Source organism: Paracoccus sp. IB05 (genome assembly GCF_016405985.1).
GTDB lineage: Bacteria > Pseudomonadota > Alphaproteobacteria > Rhodobacterales > Rhodobacteraceae > Pseudogemmobacter.
This window is the reverse complement of the sequence record NZ_JAEFCF010000066.1, coordinates 1-16,457: the sequence shown is the minus strand read 5'-3', so window position 1 is coordinate 16,457 and position 16,457 is coordinate 1. Positions and strand designations below refer to the sequence as shown.

Sequence of the window (16,457 nt, the reverse complement as noted above, 5' to 3'; positions counted from 1 at the left end):
CAGAGGGCCGCCTAACATGAGCACCTGACCGGAACAGAACCGGGACAGGTCCAAAGTGGATCGTTTCTTACGATAACGTGCCCCAGATCGAAGCGATGTACCATGGCTTTGATGTCCTCAAGTACTCCATAGGATACAGCGCGAGACACCTACGACGGGTTCGGAAGTGATGTTCTTCGGGCCTAAGGTCGTCTGTCCGCCCGTTGAAGGATCCATGGTCGAGCTCGAGAGATTGATGATGCCCAGAGATGAGGCGATCCCTGAGCTGGCGGGGGCATAACTAACCCGGCGCTAACAAGGTCGCTGCAGATTGATCAGGACCGCCACGATAGCCTTTAATGCACCATTTAAACTGGGGTTGGGCAGGCCGCTCAGCCCCCGTTTTTCAAAACTCACCTGGTGCAGGTTTGGGTGTCAAACAGTGCAACTTTCGCTGTCACGCTACACACACGCTGCAACGAATTGAATGATGAACCCGGGTGGCATCATTGCTTGACATGCCAAAGTAAATCAGTCAGGAATGCCCGCAGATCAGCCAGGCTCCTTGTGGGCGCAGCCATAAACTCTCTTACAGGCGATGGAGAAGACCATGACCCGACCTGCAACGGGCGACCGGCTTCCTTTGGCGGAGATGCTGCGCCAGGCAGCGGCCGGAACGGCCCCGGCGGCGGCACTGGAAGCTCTGATCGAACGCGTGGGGGCTGTGAAATGAACGCCCATACCGAGACCGCTCTGACTCCCTGGCTGCAAAATGACGCAACCCCGGTGCATGATGCACGCACGCTGACCGATGGTGGCTCGCTGGCTAAGATCGTGCTGGATGGCCAGGTCTATACCCTGCGCATCACCCGCCAGGGCAAGCTGATCCTGACCAAGTAACCCCTTTCCCCAGGGGCAAAGCCAGGGGGCTTTGGCAGATAAGACATCGATCGGGCAACCAGTCCTGACAACCAGTCCTGACTGGCGGGGGAATCCGCCTCAGACTTTCCCTCGTCCGGCAGCTCTCCCTCGTGCTGTCGAACGGGGGAATTTTATATGTGGCAAAGGGATATCGGCGGGGACCTGGCCGAGGTCCACCCGGATCAGCCGCCGGTATGGCTCATATGCCGGCTCATCTGGCCCCGGATCAGACCCCGGGAACGGCTTGGGGAGGCACTGTTTGGGGCGGCACCATCCGGGGAGGCACCCTCTGCCTGCCGGCCATAGTCGAAATCATGGCCCTTGGGCTTGCGGGCAATTGCCTCGCGGATCGCGGCCTCCAGCGGGGCCGGATCGTCCGGATGCAGCCGCAGGGGCGCGCGCAGATCGGCCATATCCTCCTGGCCGAGGCACATATAAAGCTCACCCGTGCAGGTCAGCCGCACCCGGTTGCAGCTTTCGCAGAAATTATGTGTGAGCGGGGTGATGAAGCCGATCTTCTGCCCGGTCTCATTGATCCGGACATAGCGCGCCGGGCCGCCGCTGCGTTCCAGCAGATCGGTGAGGGTGAAGCGTTCCGTCAGCCGGGCGCGCAACGCACGCAGGCTCCAGTATTGATCGAGGCGGTTTTCCTCGCCCATCTCGCCCATCGGCATCACCTCGATGAAGGTGAGGTCATGGTCTTCGCGGGCGCACCAGTCCAAAAGCGGGAAAAGCTCGTCCTCGTTAAAGCCCTTCAGCGCCACGGTATTGATCTTGACCCGCATCCCGGCGGCCTTTGCGGCCGTGATGCCGTCAAGCACCTGCGCCAGCCGCCCCCAACGGGTGATGGCGGCGAATTTTTCAAGCACCAGGGTGTCGAGCGAGACATTGATCCGCTTCACCCCCAGATCGGCCAGAGGCCGCGCGAAACGGGCAAGCTGACTGCCATTGGTGGTCAGCGTCAGCTCTTCCAGTGCGCCGGTCTGCAAATGCCGCGCCATCGCTTCGAAAAAGGTCATGATGCCGCGACGGACCAGCGGCTCGCCGCCTGTCACCCGCAGCTTCGAGACGCCAAGTCTGATAAATCCCGAACAAAGCCGGTCAAGCTCTTCCAGTGACAGAAGCTCGGCCTTGGGCAGGAAGGTCATATGTTCCGCCATGCAATAGGTGCAGCGGAAATCACAGCGATCCGTCACCGAGACCCGCAGATAGCGGATGGCGCGCGCGAATGGGTCGATGAGCGGGGCCGAGTTGTTCATGTGCCTAAAGTAGGGGCGGCGGGCCTTTGCCACAAGCTGCAATCTGGGTGCAGTCGCCTGCCAATCGGGGAGTTGCAGGCAAGGGGCGAGACGCCTATTCTGCGCTTATGATGAAACGCGCCCTTCTCCTCCTGTCGCTGTCCCTGGCTGTGCCGGGATGTTCCGTTTTCGAAGGGTTCGGCAAGGGGGGCGACGCCCCTGCGGCGAATCCGGGTCTTGCGACCGAATTCGCGCCGGCGGTGACGACCACCGCGCTCGGCGCGAGCGGTCACAGCGCTGCGGCGCTGGACAAGACCTCAGATGCGGAAAAGGCAGCAGCCCTTGCCAAGCCGGTCGCCTCGGGCGAACGCGAGCTGGGCAAGGCTGTGGTGGCCCTCGGGCCGCCCGCTGAAACCGGCCTCTGGGTGCAAAGCGTGCTGGTCCAGACCAAAGGTCAGGGCCGGGTCGTGGCCCCCGGCGGCAAAACGCTCGCGGTTGAACTGCGCCCGGGCAGTGGCGGCGCGCTAATGTCGCTTTCGGCCTATCAGGCGCTTGGCCTGCCGCTGACCGGCCTGCCCGAGCTGACGCTTTATGGCAACTGAGCCGCATGGGCTTTGGTCGGCAATCTCCTTTAGTCGGCAATCTCATAGGGCAGCAGATCGCGGGTATTCGGATCGACCCTGAGCCGGCGTTCCAGCGGCGGCACCGAGCGCTGGTGGCAATTCATCCGCTCGCAGATCCGGCAGGAAATCCCGATCGGCTCGAACCGCCCGCGCGGGTCAAGACCGTCTGAATAGACCAGATCCGGCGCATGCTGGATCTCGCAGCCGAGGCCAATCGCATAGCGGCGCACCGGCGCGAGGAAGGCGCCGGCGGGTTTCGAAACTTCGCGCGCGAGGTTGAGATAGCGCACCCCATCGGGCGTCTCGACAAATTGGCGCAGGAATTTCCCTGGCGTTTCAAAGGCCTGGTGTACGTTCCACAAGGGGCAGGCGCCGCCGAACCGCGCGAATTGCAGCCGCGTCGCGGAATGGCGCTTGGTGATGGTTCCGGCCTGATCGACGCGGACAAAGAAGAAGGGGATGCCCTTGGCGCCTGGCCGCTGCAGGGTCGAGAGCCGATGCGCCACCTGCTCAATCGAGGCGCCAAAGAGATCAGCAAGCCGCTCCAGATCATGGCGGGTCTCGCGTGCGGCCTGCAAAAACGCGCGGTAGGGCAAAAGTGCGGCCCCGGCAAAGTAATTCGCGAGCCCGATCTTGGCGATATCGCGCGCCTCGGGTGTCGAGAACCGCGCCAGATCCAGCGTCGCCTCCAGCAGGTCATTCTGGGTGATCAGCGCCAGCTGGTGCAAAAGCTGAAACCGCTGCGTCGCATCCTGGGCCTGGCCCGAGATCACCAGCCGCCGCGTTGACGGGTTGTAATGACGGACCGGCACGCCAGTCTCATAATGCAGCGAGACGCCGCGCTGGCGCAGCAGATCCTGGGCCAGCCGCACCACATCGCGCTTTGGCTCTCCCGATCCGGCAAAGATCTCTGCCGCCCGGTCGACCGCATCGATATAATTGTCGCAATAATGGAAGAAGTCGCGCACCTCCTCCCAGGGGCTGGGTTTCAGGCCTATATCCTCGCGCCCCAAAGCCTCATCCAGCGAGGCCAGCCGCTCATGGCTCTGACGATAGGCACGGTGCAGGTCGAGAAAAGCCCGCGCCAGAGCCGGCGCATTCGAGGCCGCCAGCCGCAGATCCGCCAGCGGGGGATTTGACGCCGTAAAGACCGGATCGGCCAGTGCCTCGCGCATATCGGAAACCAGCCGCTCGCTCTCGCCCACCGTCAGCTCGGTGACATCAAGCCCGAATTCCTGCGCCAGCGCGAGCACCACAGCCGCCGAAACCGGGCGGTGATTGTTCTCCATCTGGTTCAGATAGGGCAGTGAAACGCCAAGCTTATCGGCAAAGGCCTTTTGCGTCAGGCTCAGCCGCCCGCGGATCTCGCGCAGCTTGACCCCGGCATAGAGTTTTTGCGTGGCCATATCGGGCTCCGTATTTGCAAATCGCAAGATCCATTTGCAAAGATAGGTGGTCAAGCGGATTCGCCGGCTGCTGGCGCTATCATCACGCAGAATCTGGCGCTGCCCATCGCAGGGCGGGCAGGGGCAGGGTGGGCGGGTGAATTCCAGCGAGGACCCAGCCCATGGCACAGATCGAAATCCGCCCGCTCCGCGCCTCTGATGAGCCCGAATGGCGCCGCCTCTGGGCCGATTACCTGAGCTTTTACGAAACCTCGGTGCCGGAAGAGGTGTACCGATCCAGCTTTGACCGCCTTCTCGGCGATGATCCGCAGGATTTCTCGGGCCTGATCGCGCTGGTCGATGGCAGGCCGATGGGGCTCACGCATTTCCTCTTCCACCGCCATGGCTGGAAGATCGAGAATGTCTGCTATCTGCAGGATCTCTATGTCTCCCCCGAGGCGCGCGGCACCGGCCTCGGGCGCAAGCTGATCGAAGCGGTCTACCGGATCGCCGATGAAAAAGGCGCCCCCGGCGTTTACTGGCTGACGCAGGAGTTCAACACCACCGCCCGCCAGCTCTATGACCGCATTGCAAAAGTCACGCCCTTCATCCGCTATTCGCGCTGAAGAGCCTCATTTTCTGTCCTGAAATATCCCGGGGGGAGCGCGAACGCGCGCGGGGGGCTGGCCCCCCGCCTCTGCCATCAGCCACAGGCTCAGCCGTTGCCGCGCCGCGTGAACAGCCCCGCATCCTGCGCCGCACGCCGCAGGGCGTTGGATTTGTTCACCGTTTCCTGGTATTCCGCCTCGGGATCGCTGTCATAAACCACGCCGCCCCCGGCCTGGATGTAAAGCTTCTCATCCTTCAGAACCGCCGTGCGCAGGGCGATACAGAAATCCATCTCGCCATTCGCCGCGAAATAGCCGCAGCCGCCGCCATAGACGCCGCGCTTTTCCGGCTCCAGCTCGTCGATGATCTCCATCGCCCGCACTTTCGGCGCGCCCGAGACCGTGCCCGCAGGCAGCCCCGCCAGCAGGGCCGACAAAGCACCCTCGCCCTCGCGGATCTGGCCCACCACATTCGAGACGATATGCATGACGTGGCTGTAGCGCTCGATCACGAATTTCTCGGTCGGGCGCACGGTTCCCATCTTCGCGACCCGCCCCACATCATTGCGCCCCAGATCCAGCAGCATCAGATGTTCGGCAAGCTCTTTCTGATCGGCCAGCAGATCGGCCTCCAGCGCATTATCCTCTTCCACCGTCGCGCCGCGCTTGCGGGTTCCGGCGATGGGGCGGATCGTCACCTCGCCATCCCTCAGCCGCACCAGGATCTCGGGGCTGGCACCGACCACCTGATAGGGGCCGAAATTGAAGAAGAACATGAAGGGCGACGGGTTCGTGCGCCGCAACGACCGGTAAAGCGCGAAAGGCGGCAGCGGGAAGTCCATTGTCCAGCGCTGCGAGGGCACGACCTGGAAGATGTCACCGGCGCGGATATAGTCCTTCGCTTTCGCGACCGCGGCCTTATAGCCGTCATGGCTGAAATTCGAGGTCAGCTCGCCCGAGATCGCCACGCCGTCGATCTCGCGCTGCACCGCCGGCGCGCGGTCAAGGTCGCGCAGCGCATCCATCACCCGCTCAGCCGCCTGGGCATAGGCCGCGCGCGCCGAGACTCCCTTTTCATACCAGGCCGGCGCCACCACGATCACTTCGCCGCGCACACCGTCCAGCACCGCCACCACCGAAGGCCGCATCAGCACCGCATCGGGCAGGCCAAGCGGATCCGGGTTCACATCCGGCAGATGTTCCACCAGCCGGATCATGTCATAGCCAAGATAACCAAAGAGCCCGGCCGAGGCCGCCGGCAGATCATCGGGCATGTCGATATGGCATTCGGCGATCAGGGCACGCAGCGTGTCGAGCGGATGGCCTTCCAGCGCGGTGAACCCATCCGGATCAAACCGCGCCGAGCGGTTGATCTCCGAGGCTTCCCCCCGGCACCGCCAGATCAGATCAGGCTTCATGCCGATGATCGAATAGCGCCCGCGCACCTCACCGCCGGTCACCGATTCCAGCATGAACGTGTCTTTGCGCGCCTCACCCAGCTTGAGCATCAGCGAGACCGGCGTATCCAGATCCGCAGCCAGCCGGGCCCAGATCAGCTGGTTTTTCCCCTCTCCCCAGGCTTTCTCGAAGGCGTCGAAGGAGGGTTCCAGTTTCATTGCAGGCCCGAATTCACTTGGTTGATGGCGTTTTGATTAAGGGTCATGCCTGCTTTATCCGCCACAGAGGTGGTGAAGGCGGTGAAAGCATCCTGCGCGACTGCCTGTTCCAGCTGCGACGAGATCGCGGCTTTCAGCGCTTCGGCCTCATCACCGGTTTCCGCAGCAGCGGTCACGTGATCCAGCCGCAACAGGCCGATAAAGCTGCCGTCCTCGATCAGCCGGATATCACCGGCCCTCATCGCGAAGGCGGCTTCCAGCACCGGGGCCGGGATGTTTTCCGTCGTGGCCCCGTCGCGCGAGGTCTCGGCCACGGTCTCGACCGTGCCCAGCGTCGCGAAATCAGCGCCGCTTTCGGCGGCGGTTTTCAGTTCCAGCCCGCGCGCATCGAGCGCCGCGCGGAGGTTGCTTTGCTGCAGCGCCGCCAGCACTTCAGACCGCGCCTCCTCAAAGGGGATCGGCGTCGGCGGCACGGTCTCGACAAATTCCATCGCCACGACACCGCCATCGTCCAGCGTCACCGCCTCGGGGAAATCACCCTGTTTCAGGGCGCCGGCCGCCGTGCGGAAGGCCTGATAGCCTTCAAGCTTGTTGCCGGTCTGCGCGCCCGGACCGGTGGCGACATAGTCGATCTGGCCCAGCTCCATCCCGGTCTGGGTGGAAAGCTCGTCAAGGCTGGCGCCGCCGGCAAGGAGGTCGTCGATCTCGTCGATCTTATGGTTGATCTCAAGGCGTGCCGCTTCCAGCTTCACTTCCTGGGCGAGATCGTCATGCGCTTCTTCAAATGTGGTCTCTTCGCCCGGCAGCACGCCGTTGATGCGGAAGAGGGCCGGACCAAGCGAGGTTTCTGCCGGAATAACCGCGCCTTCGGCGGCCGCAAAGACTTCGGCTCCTGCCGCACCAAGTTCGGTCTCCGAGACATCGCCCATATCGACCGCATCCATCGACAGGCCGCGCGCGGTGACGAGATCCTCAAACGTGGCCTCGCCGGACGTCAGCCGCGCCAGGGCCGCTTCGCGCGCCGCCTCATCGGGATAGACCAGCCGCTCGACAAGCCGGCGCGGCGGGATCACAAATTCCGAAATCCGTGCATCATACATCTTGCGGATCGCCGCCTCATCGACCGACAGGCCAGTGGCGATGGTTTCCGGGAGCAGCACCGCATAGCGCAGCCGCTTTGATTCGCCGCGGGTGAAATCGGCGATATTGGCGTCATACCAGGCCTTCAGCGCCGCTTCATCGGGGTCAGTCAATGGGGTGGTGAGGCTGGTTTCCGTCAGCCGGATCAGCGAGAAGCCGCGCCGCTCTGCCACCCATTTATAGATCGCATCGGTGGTGGCCTCCGGCGCGGCAAAGCCGCCGGTCACCGCGCCGGACAAAAGCGCGCGGGCCGCGTCACGGCGCAGGCTTTCCTCGAAGTCTGCCTCGCGCCAGCCGGCACGGCTCAGCGCCTCGCGGTAAACGCTACGGTCAAAGCTGCCGGAACTGCCGATAAAGGCCCGTTCTTTCATGACTTCCTGCGCGACAGTCGCATCGCCCACCGAGAGCCCGGCCGAAAGCGCCGCATTGTCCAGAGCCGCGCGGGTCACGAGGCCCGCAAGCGCCTGGCGGTCAATGCCAAAGGTGATCGCCTGCTGCACCGGGATTTGCGTACCGTATTGCTGCGACAGTTTTGCCGCCTCGTCGCGCACGGCCTGGGCGTAATCGCGCACCGGAATGTCGATCTTGCCGACCGAGCCGATGGAATTGATGGTGCCGCCGAAATTGCTGACACCAAAGCCGCCAAGTCCAAGGATCAGCATGCCGGTCATCAGCCAGGTCAGGGCCGAGGTGCCCTTGTTCTTCTTCTTCGGCTGATCATCAGGGCTTTTGGCCATGTCGCGGGCTCCGGTCAGAACATTTGCGCCTGTCTAAGGGCAAGCGGGGTGTGGGGCAAGGGCAGGGGCGTCACGCTTTCGCGGGAGGCGGTAATCGGGCGTGTCAGGGCCTGAAGTCTCGCAGCCGGCGGAACATTTCGGCAATGCCGTCGCAGTCGATATTGGCGAAAGCGATGCGGATCTGGCGGCGGCCGGCCTCGGACCCTTCGGGCGTAAAGAAGGTGCCGGGCAGCATCAGGATGGCGCAGTCATCCACAAGCCGGCGGCACAGATCATCCGAGCCGAGGTCGAACGGATGTTCCACCCAGGCGAAATAGGCGCCGCATCCCATCAGCACCCAGTCGGGCAGGGCGCTGAAGCCTTCGACCATGGCTGCGCGCCGCTTCAGGATCTCCTGACGCTCGCCCTCGACCCAGGGGCCAAGGTTGCGCATGCCCCAAAGCGCGCCGGTCTGGCCCAGCTGGTTCGGGCAGATGGCGATGGTGTCGAGCACTTTTTCGATTTCCGTGAGAAGTGCTGCAGAGGTGACAATCGCACCAACCCGGTGGCCGGTCATCCGGTAGGCTTTCGAAAAGCTGTAAAGCTGGATCACCGTCTCGCCCCAGGCGGGATCTTCGAAAAGATCATGCGGGCGTCCTCCGGTCTGCGGCGAATGGCGGCTGTCGAAATCGCGATAGGTCTCGTCGATCACCAGCGCGATGCCATGCGCGCGGGCAAGATCATAAAAGGCCCTGAGCGTGGAGGACGGATATTCGACGCCGCCGGGATTGTTCGGCGTGACCAGCACGATGGCACGGGTCTTCGGCCCGATCAGCGCCGCCGCTGCTGCCGGGTCGGGGATCAGCGAGGCGCCGGTTTCCAGCACGCGGGTGGTCACGCCGCTCATATCCAGCCACATTTTATGATTGAAATACCATGGCGTGGGCAGGATGACCTCGTCGCCCGGGCCGGCAAGCGCGGCGAGGGTCGCGCAAAAAGCCTGGTTGCAGCCCTGGGTGATCGCAACCTGGTCCGCAGCTATCGTGCCGGAATAGGCGCGGGAAAACTGGCCCGCGATCTCTTCGCGCAAGGCCGTCATGCCCAGGACGGGCCCATAGAGATGCGCGTCAGGGTCATTCAGCGCGGCATCGGCGATGGCCTGGCGCAATTCCAGCGGCGGGATCTCCAGTGGCGCGGCCTGGCTTACATTGATCAGCGGGCGGTTCGCGGGAAAGCTCTTGCCCTGGATCCAGCGCCGCGCCTCCATCACCGGTGGCAGTTCGGTTGCACCCAGATTTGGATTGAGGGGAAGAGACATGGCCGGCTCCTGTGCCTGATGGCTGATGTGGAGCGGGGGGCTGCCTGCCCCCCGGGCCCGTTCCGGGCCTCCCCCCCGGGAGTATTTGTGTCAAGAGGAAGAGGCTGGATTTCCTCTTGATCTAAATACTCTCAGGGGGTGAATTGCGCCTTTCTGGCGCAAGAGGGGGCGGAACGCCCCCGTTCCCGGTCAGTCGGTGCCGCGATAGGGCTGCACATATTGCAGCGCCATATCCCAGGGGAAGAAGATCCAGGTGTCCTGGCTGACCTCGGTGACATAGGTGTCGACCTGCGGCTTGCCATGCGGTTTGGCATAGACGGTGGCGAAATGCGCTTTCGGATAAAGCCTGCGCACCAGCTCCAGTGTCTTGCCGCTGTCGACGAGGTCGTCGACGATCAGGATCCCGGCGCCATCTTCCATCAGCTCGGGCTGCGGCGATTTGGTCACCACCGCCGAGGCCTGGGCCTGGTGGTTGTAGCTTTTCACGCTGATCGTATCGATCACGCGGATATCGAGCTCGCGCGCCACGATCATGGCAGGCACCAGCCCGCCGCGCGTGATCGCGACCACGGCGCGCCACTGGCCGCCTTCGCCCGGGCCCTTGCCGTCCAGCCGCCAGGACAAAGCGCGCGCATCGCGGTGGATCTGGTCCCAGCTGATATGGAACCCTTTCTCATGTGGCAGGCGGTCAGCGGCCATTGGCGTCCTCTGGTCAGGTAGCGGCGATTTTAAAGCTGAGAAGGGCGAGTATGCCACCGAAACACCGGTCAATCACGGTTTTCAGCCGGGCATAGGCGCGGCGGGTCCGCTCAAGCGAGAAGAGCCGCGCGATCAAAAGATTGAAGAGAACCTCATTGAGGAAGACCGCGATCAAAAGCGCGGTCAGCCAGGGCCAGGTGGTGCCCGGCGGCACGGTGCCGACAAAGATCGCACCGAAAAACACGGCGGCCTTGGGATTGGCGAACTGGGTGGCGAGGCCAAGCCAGAGCGCGGCCAGCGCGCCACGCGGCGGATGATCACTGTTATCGCCAAGGGGCTCGGGCGCATGGCGCCACATATTGAAGGCGATCCACAACAGGAACAGCGCGCCCAGGATCCTGAACCCCCAGAACAGCGCCGGGGCGAGTCTGAACAGCACCGCCAGCCCGAAAAGCGCTGCCAATGCCCAGAACACCGCCCCGAAGCCGATGCCGCAGGCGAGAAAGAAGCTCGTGCGCATGCCCTCGGTCACAGCCGTTCTCGCTGTCATCAGAACCGCCGGGCCCGGAGAGGCCGCGGCGATCAGATGCAGGACATAGGCTGCGAGGAATGCGCTGAGGCCCATCTCAGTCCTTTTTGCCGGTCACAACGTCGATATCGGGGGCATCGATCGCCTTCATGCCAACGACATGATAGCCGCAATCGACATGCAGGTTCTCGCCCGTGGTGCCGCTGCCCAGATCCGACAGCAGATAGAGCGCGGATTTCCCGACCTCTTCCTGGGTCACATTGCGGCGCAGGGGCGAATTCAGCTCGTTCCATTTCAGGATATAGCGGAAATCGCCGATGCCGGAAGCCGCCAGCGTCTTGATAGGACCGGCCGAGATCGCATTGACGCGGATCCCGTCGCGGCCGAAATCTTCGGCCAGATATTTCACCGATGCCTCCAGCGCCGCTTTGGCCACGCCCATCACATTGTAATGCGGCATCACCTTTTCGGCGCCGTAATAGGTGAGGGTCAGCATGGCGCCGCCCCGTCCCATCATTGCACCCGCACGCCGGGCCACAGCGGTAAAGCTATAGACCGAAATATCCATCGACATTGCGAAATTGGCGCGGCTTGTATCGGCATAACGCCCGCGCAATTCATTCTTGTCGGAAAAGCCAATGGCATGAACCACGAAATCAATCGTGCCCCATTTTGCCTTCAGCCCGTCGAACAAAGCATCGAGCGATTCTTCGCTTGCCACATCACATTCGAACAGAAGCGGCTCACCCAGGCTGGAAGCCAGTGGCTCAACCCGTTTTTTAAGCGCTTCACCCTGGTAAGAGAAGGCAAGTTCTGCCCCCGCTCCCGCCAGTGCCTGGGCTACGCCCCAGGCAATCGATTTGTCATTGGCAAGGCCCATGATCAGCCCGCGTTTGCCAGCCATCAGTCCGGTTGACATTCCTGGTCCCTCGCACACCTTTACGGTTTGATAGCGTTGACGTTTAGGCGGAAAGGCGGCCTGCCGCAAGGGCGGGAGACCGTTACCGTTGACGTAAGAACAGGAGCGGGCATCGATGGAACGGACCGGAATTTTCAAAGGCGACGATCCTTTTGCGATCGCGCGCAGCTGGCTGGCCGAGGCCGAGGCGACAGAAGTGAATGATCCAAATGCGATTGCGCTGGCGACGGTCGACGAGGCGGGGCTCCCGGATGTGCGCATGGTGCTGCTGAAGGAGATCGCGGCCGAATCCTTTGTCTTTTATACAAATTATACTTCGGTGAAGGGGCGCGAGATCGAGGCATCGGGTAAGGCGGCTTTCGTTCTGCACTGGAAAAGCCTGCGCCGGCAGATCCGGGTGCGCGGCACGGTCACGCGCGAAGAGGGCCAGCTGGCCGATGCCTATTACCGCAGCCGCAGCCTGACGAGCCGACTTGGCGCCTGGGCCAGCCGGCAATCACAGCCCTTGTCCTCGCGTGAGGCGCTGATGGCCGAAGTGGCAAAAGTTACCGTGACGAAAGGGCCGATTCCGTCGCGCCCGCCCTTCTGGGGCGGATTTCGCATCACGCCGCTGGAGATCGAGTTCTGGGCAGATGGCGCCTTCCGCCTGCATGACCGGTTCCGCTGGAGCCGTATCGGGGGCGGCGATGCAGAGGGCGGCGAAAAGGTTGCAAGCGGGTCAGGAGATTGGACAGTCCTGAGGCTCAACCCCTGATAATTGCGGAAAAAGGTAAACAATTCTGTCTGATCATACGATTTCCTCTTGATCAGGCGGGGTTAAGCCTTCATCAACCGAAAAGGGCTTAATCTGGGGAGATAGTCCTTGTTATGACTGAAGAAGATAAGGCCACGCAGGTGTTGCAGGGCCGGGTGAAGTGGTTTGATCCGGCTAAAGGCTTTGGCTTCATCGTCAGCGATATTACCAATGCCGATATCCTGTTGCACGCGAATGTTCTGCGCAACTTTGGGCAGAGTTCAGTCGCGGATGGAGCAGGAGTCACAGTTCGGATCCAGACTACACCACGCGGTGTACAAGCGGTTGAAGTTCTTGCGATTGAACCTCCGGAAGGGCCTGTTGTGCCCCTGGGGGAACTGGCGGGTGAGCTTTCGGCAGCGGATTTATCCGTTCTGCCGATGGAGCCTGCACGTGTAAAATGGTTCGACAAGGCCAAAGGATTTGGCTTCGCCAATGCTTTCGGGCGGGCGGAAGACATATTCATCCATATCGAGGTCTTGCGGGTCTCGGGCTTTGCGGATCTGATGTCAGGTGAGGCGGTGGCGCTCAAGGTGATTGAGGGCCGGCGCGGCAGAATGGCAGTGCAGGTGCTGAGTTGGGAACGTGCAATCGTCGCCCAGGCGGGCGAAACCGAATGACGGCGGGGGCGGTGGCGGTGCTGCCGCCCTGCTGGTCAGTCCTGGCGGTATCCGCGCATAAACCTCTGGACAATCAGGAGCGCAGTTCGGCTGTGGTGCCGGAATGTGACGCCTCTGGTGACAGGCGTCACCGGATCACTCGTGCCGTGCTTGCGGCCGTCCTGGCCGGGGTGATCCTGAGCGGTCTGGCTGTGCCGGGCCTGCCTTTTGCCGGCGCGGCCCAGGCTGCGCAGAGCTGTTCCCTGTCGCGCATCGACCTGCGCCCGCCCGCGAAAGCAGGGCAGGGGGAACGCCAGAGCTTTTCCGTCGAAATCGCCGATACGGCCGCAAGCCGCGCTCAGGGCCTGATGTATCGCGAAAGCCTCGCGCCCGATGCCGGGATGCTCTTCATCTATGAGACACCGCGCCGCGCCGCGTTCTGGATGAAGAACACGCTGATCCCGCTGGACATCATTTTTGCAGATGCACAGGGACGGGTGATGGTGGTGCATGAAAACGCGGTCCCGGGCGATGAGACGCCGATCCCGGGCGGTGACAATGTTCTCTATGTGCTCGAGATCAATGGCGGTCTGGCAAAGAAAACCGGAATCGTTCCGGGCAGCGAGATGCGCCACCCGCTGATCAGCGCCGGCGCCTGGCCCTGTCGCTGACGGTTTCGCAGGCTCAGCGCCGTCCTCCTGTCCGCTCCCTCAGGCATTCCGGCGCGATCTTCGCAGCCTGCCTTAAACGCGGAATAGCGCTGTTGGCATTGGCGTGACAGCAGTCCGATCCGGGCGGCGGGGTATTGCAGAACCGGATCCGCCCCCCATGCCGTCTGCGGCGGCCCGTCGACGCGCAGGCGATGAGGGCGCTGTTCAGTCCCGGCCTCTGGTGGCTCGGGTTCTGTAGGGGGGTAGTAACATTGGCAGACGGTTACAGAAGCCCGGTGAGCATCAGAAGCCTTTGAAAACCTGACAGAATGCGGCACTTTTGGGGTAGTGGTCCGCGCGAGGGCGATGAAACCAGCCGGGTAGAAATGAGCGATCCAAGGCAGATGACCGCGCATCTGACCGACATTTGCCCTGCATCCGGTCGACATTGCCGCTCAACGGCTAACATGCTGAACCAAAATGGCTTTCCAGATGAGTACTTCGGCCAAGTTTGCCGGTAAGGGTCCTGAGGCTATTATGCTCCGTTACTGCAAACTGTGACCGCCGGTCACAGTTTCTGATCGCTGGCCTGTATTCGCGTGAAACCTCAACAAAATAAGGCCCGCGAGGCGGGACAGGCAGCCTGCGGGCCTCCGATGGAACTGTGACCCGAAATCCCGCGCCTGCAGTGTCAGGATCGGCCGTTATGTCGTTCGATCAAGCGACTTCCTGACAGTTCGGGATCAGGAGCTCCGGCGCTTTTTCGTCGGAGCTGATCCGCTGGTTGATCGTGCAGGTGGTTTTCACCTCGTCGATGCGGAAAGCGGCGAAGATCGCCCGCACCTCTGGCACATCATTAAGCGACCGGATGAACTGGCCTTTCATGCTGGCGAGTTGATCCGCTAGACGCTGGAAGTCGACCCGCTCGAACATCTGCTTTCCATAGTCGTCCTCGCAGCCCCAGTAGGGCGGATCCACATAGAATAATGTGTTCGGCCTGTCATAGCGCGGGATGAAGACAGACCAATCCAGGCACTCGATCACCACACCAGCGAGGCGGCTGTGCAGGTCTTCCAGCATCGGCTCCAGCGTCGAGAGATTGAATCGGGCGGGCCGATCCTTCGCCACACCAAAGTTACGGCCCGAGACCTTGCCACCAAAGGCGGCACGCTGGAGGCAGAGTAAGCGCGCTGCGCGTTCGAGGTCGGTCAGCGTTTCGGGATCCACCCGTACCAGCCGCTCGAACTCGGCTCGCGTGGTCAGGCCGAATTTCAGGACGTCGAGGAACTGGACATAGTGGCGCTGCAGGATGCGGAAGAGGTTGGCGATGTCTCGGGAGCGGTCATTGATCACCTCGGCCTTCGGTCGCATCGAACGGCGCAGAGAGATGCCACCCACATCCTCGCGCGATACGAGGGCCGCAACTTTACAGGTGCGCAGCCCGAGCCTGGACACGCAGCAGACGTCCTGCAGATCACGGAGCTGGATCTCGTATTCCCGGCCCAGATCGGGCGGGTTTGCCGGCCGCGCGTTCTCAATGTGCCGCCAGGCCTACTCGTTTCAGCCCCCGGTTTCGGAGAGGAAAGCTCAAAACTGGGCCTGCGATCCGTCGTCCTGCACTTGCGATGATCCTCGTGACCTGTATCGCCTTATGCCTGGAGGTCCACCATCTGTCGACGCCTTCCAATGACCAGATGAATACTGGTTTTCGCGTCCGGTCGCATGAACAGACTTCCGCCATTTCGAGACAGCTCTTCCTGTGCCCGGTTTTAGGGCAAAGAAATGCGGCGGCCCGGCTTCCTGTTCCATTTCTTGCGCCAGAGATCCGAAGCAGATGGTGCAAAACGCATTTTTATCGCGAACTGGGCTTTCCCTGCCGGTGGGAAACCGCTATCTGACTACCAGTTCGGGGCGTAGCGCAGTCTGGTAGCGCGACGGTTTTGGGTACCGTAGGTCGGGAGTTCGAATCTCTCCGCCCCGACCAGCACTTAGCGGATTTCAGGGTGGTCCGTTTTGCAGTTCATTTTGCAAAACTGTTCACGATCCCTTCCTTGCGGCCTCCAGTTCTTCGCGATCCCGTCTGACATTTCGGGCGATAGGGCGGCATATCTGCCGATGACTTCGGCCGCATGCTTGATGCTCCAGCCCATGCAGGTCGCGATCTCTTTCAGGCTGGCATCAACCCAAAGCAGTCGAGTGGCGGCTGTGCCTCGTGCGTCATACAGAGCGAAGCTCTGCCCTGATGCCGAGTCGGTCCCGCCACTGGCTGATCGCGTCTCCGAGATAGTTTTCATGCTGGTAGGGCTGGCCGCCCTGGTTCACGATGAAGTGCGCTTGCCCCTCTGCCGTGTCCTCGATCAAGCCGGCCATGCGAGGGGTGACGGGGATCGATGCAAGCCTCTTCCGTTTGGCGGTCCAGATAACAATCCTCTGGCCTCCTGGTGTAGGGTGTATATGGGCCCGGCTTAGCTGAGCCAGATCTCCGGGGCGAAGGCCTGTCTCGGTGGCGGCTATCAGTATGCGCGAGATATGCGGCGGAGCGCCGGTCACGAATGCCTCAATTTCAGCTTCGGTCCATAGAATTTCCGAGCGATTGGAGCGGTACATGCCCTTGAGCTTGGTCAGGTGGTTTTGGCGCAGTGCTGTGCGGTCAGGCGCCCAGCCGACGATGGACCTGTCCCGGTTCTGTTCCGGTCAGGTGCTCATGTTAGGCGGCCCTCTGCT

The 16,457-nt window shown here is 62.3% G+C and carries 15 protein-coding genes, 1 tRNA gene and 2 pseudogenes; 8 read left to right on the top strand and 10 right to left on the bottom strand.

The window, feature by feature from the left end; genetic code table 11:
- Positions 1-589 precede the first annotated feature (589 nt).
- The gene (locus tag JC607_RS25880) at positions 590-712 is read left to right on the top strand and encodes a hypothetical protein (RefSeq protein ID WP_255532659.1); all 123 of its coding nucleotides are present in this window, start codon (positions 590-592) and stop codon (positions 710-712) included.
- Complete coding sequence (locus JC607_RS24375; protein WP_198839306.1) at positions 709-879, top strand: hemin uptake protein HemP; 171 nt, start codon at positions 709-711, stop codon at positions 877-879. The genes JC607_RS25880 and JC607_RS24375 overlap by 4 nt, the downstream gene beginning before the upstream one ends.
- 203 nt (positions 880-1,082) lie before the next feature.
- Here the strand turns inward: JC607_RS24375 and moaA are convergent, their stop codons facing one another.
- Positions 1,083-2,159, bottom strand: a complete 1,077-nt coding sequence (gene moaA, locus JC607_RS24370) for a GTP 3',8-cyclase MoaA (RefSeq protein ID WP_198839305.1) — start codon at positions 2,157-2,159, stop codon at positions 1,083-1,085.
- Between the two features lie 110 nt (positions 2,160-2,269).
- On the opposite strand from moaA, the gene JC607_RS24365 reads away from it, so the two are divergent.
- The gene (locus JC607_RS24365; protein ID WP_198839304.1) at positions 2,270-2,740 is read left to right on the top strand and encodes a hypothetical protein; all 471 of its coding nucleotides are present in this window, start codon (positions 2,270-2,272) and stop codon (positions 2,738-2,740) included.
- A gap of 29 nt (positions 2,741-2,769) precedes the next feature.
- On the opposite strand, the pseudogene JC607_RS26230 reads toward JC607_RS24365, so the two are convergent.
- Both JC607_RS26230 and JC607_RS26225 read right to left on the bottom strand, forming a co-directional pair.
- Positions 2,770-3,564 (bottom strand): annotated as a pseudogene (locus JC607_RS26230) (short-chain fatty acyl-CoA regulator family protein); the annotation flags it as partial.
- Between the two features lie 92 nt (positions 3,565-3,656).
- Positions 3,657-4,167 (bottom strand): annotated as a pseudogene (locus tag JC607_RS26225) (helix-turn-helix domain-containing protein); the annotation flags it as partial.
- A 161-nt stretch (positions 4,168-4,328) separates the two neighbouring features.
- Between JC607_RS26225 and JC607_RS24355 the strand changes: the two are divergent.
- Positions 4,329-4,772 carry a GNAT family N-acetyltransferase gene (locus JC607_RS24355; RefSeq protein WP_198839302.1) on the top strand — a complete coding sequence of 148 codons (444 nt, stop codon included), beginning with the start codon at positions 4,329-4,331 and terminating at the stop codon, positions 4,770-4,772.
- 89 nt (positions 4,773-4,861) lie between these two features.
- On the opposite strand, the gene trpE is transcribed toward JC607_RS24355, so the two are convergent.
- The 6 genes from trpE to fabI all read right to left on the bottom strand — a co-directional run bounded on the left by trpE (position 4,862) and on the right by fabI (position 11,691).
- Positions 4,862-6,370 (bottom strand): anthranilate synthase component I, encoded by a 1,509-nt coding sequence (trpE, locus tag JC607_RS24350; RefSeq protein WP_198839301.1) that lies wholly within the window; start codon positions 6,368-6,370, stop codon positions 4,862-4,864.
- Positions 6,367-8,247, bottom strand: coding sequence for a peptidylprolyl isomerase (locus JC607_RS24345; protein WP_198839300.1), 1,881 nt, complete (start codon positions 8,245-8,247; stop codon positions 6,367-6,369). The genes trpE and JC607_RS24345 overlap by 4 nt, the downstream gene beginning before the upstream one ends.
- A gap of 103 nt (positions 8,248-8,350) precedes the next feature.
- Positions 8,351-9,544 (bottom strand): aminotransferase, encoded by a 1,194-nt coding sequence (locus tag JC607_RS24340; RefSeq protein ID WP_198839299.1) that lies wholly within the window; start codon positions 9,542-9,544, stop codon positions 8,351-8,353.
- A 189-nt stretch (positions 9,545-9,733) separates the two neighbouring features.
- Complete coding sequence (gpt, locus tag JC607_RS24335) at positions 9,734-10,243, bottom strand: xanthine phosphoribosyltransferase (RefSeq protein ID WP_198839298.1); 510 nt, start codon at positions 10,241-10,243, stop codon at positions 9,734-9,736.
- A 13-nt stretch (positions 10,244-10,256) separates the two neighbouring features.
- A complete protein-coding gene (locus tag JC607_RS24330; RefSeq protein WP_198839297.1) occupies positions 10,257-10,868 on the bottom strand; it encodes a LysE family translocator in 612 nt (203 codons plus the stop codon).
- Between the two features lies 1 nt (position 10,869).
- On the bottom strand, positions 10,870-11,691 hold the full coding sequence (gene fabI, locus JC607_RS24325; protein WP_198839296.1) for an enoyl-ACP reductase FabI: 822 nt from the start codon (positions 11,689-11,691) through the stop codon (positions 10,870-10,872).
- A 115-nt stretch (positions 11,692-11,806) separates the two neighbouring features.
- Between fabI and pdxH the strand changes: the two genes are divergently transcribed.
- The 3 genes from pdxH (at position 11,807) to JC607_RS25665 (ending at position 13,754) form a co-directional block, all read left to right on the top strand.
- The gene (pdxH, locus tag JC607_RS24320; protein ID WP_198839295.1) at positions 11,807-12,445 is read left to right on the top strand and encodes a pyridoxamine 5'-phosphate oxidase; all 639 of its coding nucleotides are present in this window, start codon (positions 11,807-11,809) and stop codon (positions 12,443-12,445) included.
- A gap of 113 nt (positions 12,446-12,558) precedes the next feature.
- Positions 12,559-13,104, top strand: a complete 546-nt coding sequence (locus tag JC607_RS24315) for a cold-shock protein (RefSeq protein WP_198839294.1) — start codon at positions 12,559-12,561, stop codon at positions 13,102-13,104.
- Between the two features lie 170 nt (positions 13,105-13,274).
- On the top strand, positions 13,275-13,754 hold the full coding sequence (locus tag JC607_RS25665) for a DUF192 domain-containing protein (protein ID WP_370584941.1): 480 nt from the start codon (positions 13,275-13,277) through the stop codon (positions 13,752-13,754).
- A gap of 696 nt (positions 13,755-14,450) precedes the next feature.
- Here the strand turns inward: JC607_RS25665 and JC607_RS24305 are convergent.
- A complete protein-coding gene (locus tag JC607_RS24305; RefSeq protein WP_370584940.1) occupies positions 14,451-15,188 on the bottom strand; it encodes a DNA adenine methylase in 738 nt (245 codons plus the stop codon).
- A gap of 452 nt (positions 15,189-15,640) precedes the next feature.
- Between JC607_RS24305 and JC607_RS24300 the strand changes: the two genes are divergently transcribed.
- Positions 15,641-15,717, top strand: a tRNA-Pro gene (locus JC607_RS24300).
- The last annotated feature ends 740 nt before the right edge of the window (positions 15,718-16,457 follow it).

Bases quoted from the DNA above. Each gene is read 5' to 3' on its own strand.
- JC607_RS25880 (WP_255532659.1), top strand. From the start codon at position 590: ATGACCCGACCTGCAACGGGCGACCGGCTTCCTTTGGCGGAGATGCTG.
- JC607_RS24375 (WP_198839306.1), top strand. From the start codon at position 709: ATGAACGCCCATACCGAGACCGCTCTGACTCCCTGGCTGCAAAATGAC.
- moaA (WP_198839305.1), bottom strand. From the start codon at position 2,159: ATGAACAACTCGGCCCCGCTCATCGACCCATTCGCGCGCGCCATCCGC.
- JC607_RS24365 (WP_198839304.1), top strand. From the start codon at position 2,270: ATGAAACGCGCCCTTCTCCTCCTGTCGCTGTCCCTGGCTGTGCCGGGA.
- JC607_RS24355 (WP_198839302.1), top strand. From the start codon at position 4,329: ATGGCACAGATCGAAATCCGCCCGCTCCGCGCCTCTGATGAGCCCGAA.
- trpE (WP_198839301.1), bottom strand. From the start codon at position 6,370: ATGAAACTGGAACCCTCCTTCGACGCCTTCGAGAAAGCCTGGGGAGAG.
- JC607_RS24345 (WP_198839300.1), bottom strand. From the start codon at position 8,247: ATGGCCAAAAGCCCTGATGATCAGCCGAAGAAGAAGAACAAGGGCACC.
- JC607_RS24340 (WP_198839299.1), bottom strand. From the start codon at position 9,544: ATGTCTCTTCCCCTCAATCCAAATCTGGGTGCAACCGAACTGCCACCG.
- gpt (WP_198839298.1), bottom strand. From the start codon at position 10,243: ATGGCCGCTGACCGCCTGCCACATGAGAAAGGGTTCCATATCAGCTGG.
- JC607_RS24330 (WP_198839297.1), bottom strand. From the start codon at position 10,868: ATGGGCCTCAGCGCATTCCTCGCAGCCTATGTCCTGCATCTGATCGCC.
- fabI (WP_198839296.1), bottom strand. From the start codon at position 11,691: ATGTCAACCGGACTGATGGCTGGCAAACGCGGGCTGATCATGGGCCTT.
- pdxH (WP_198839295.1), top strand. From the start codon at position 11,807: ATGGAACGGACCGGAATTTTCAAAGGCGACGATCCTTTTGCGATCGCG.
- JC607_RS24315 (WP_198839294.1), top strand. From the start codon at position 12,559: ATGACTGAAGAAGATAAGGCCACGCAGGTGTTGCAGGGCCGGGTGAAG.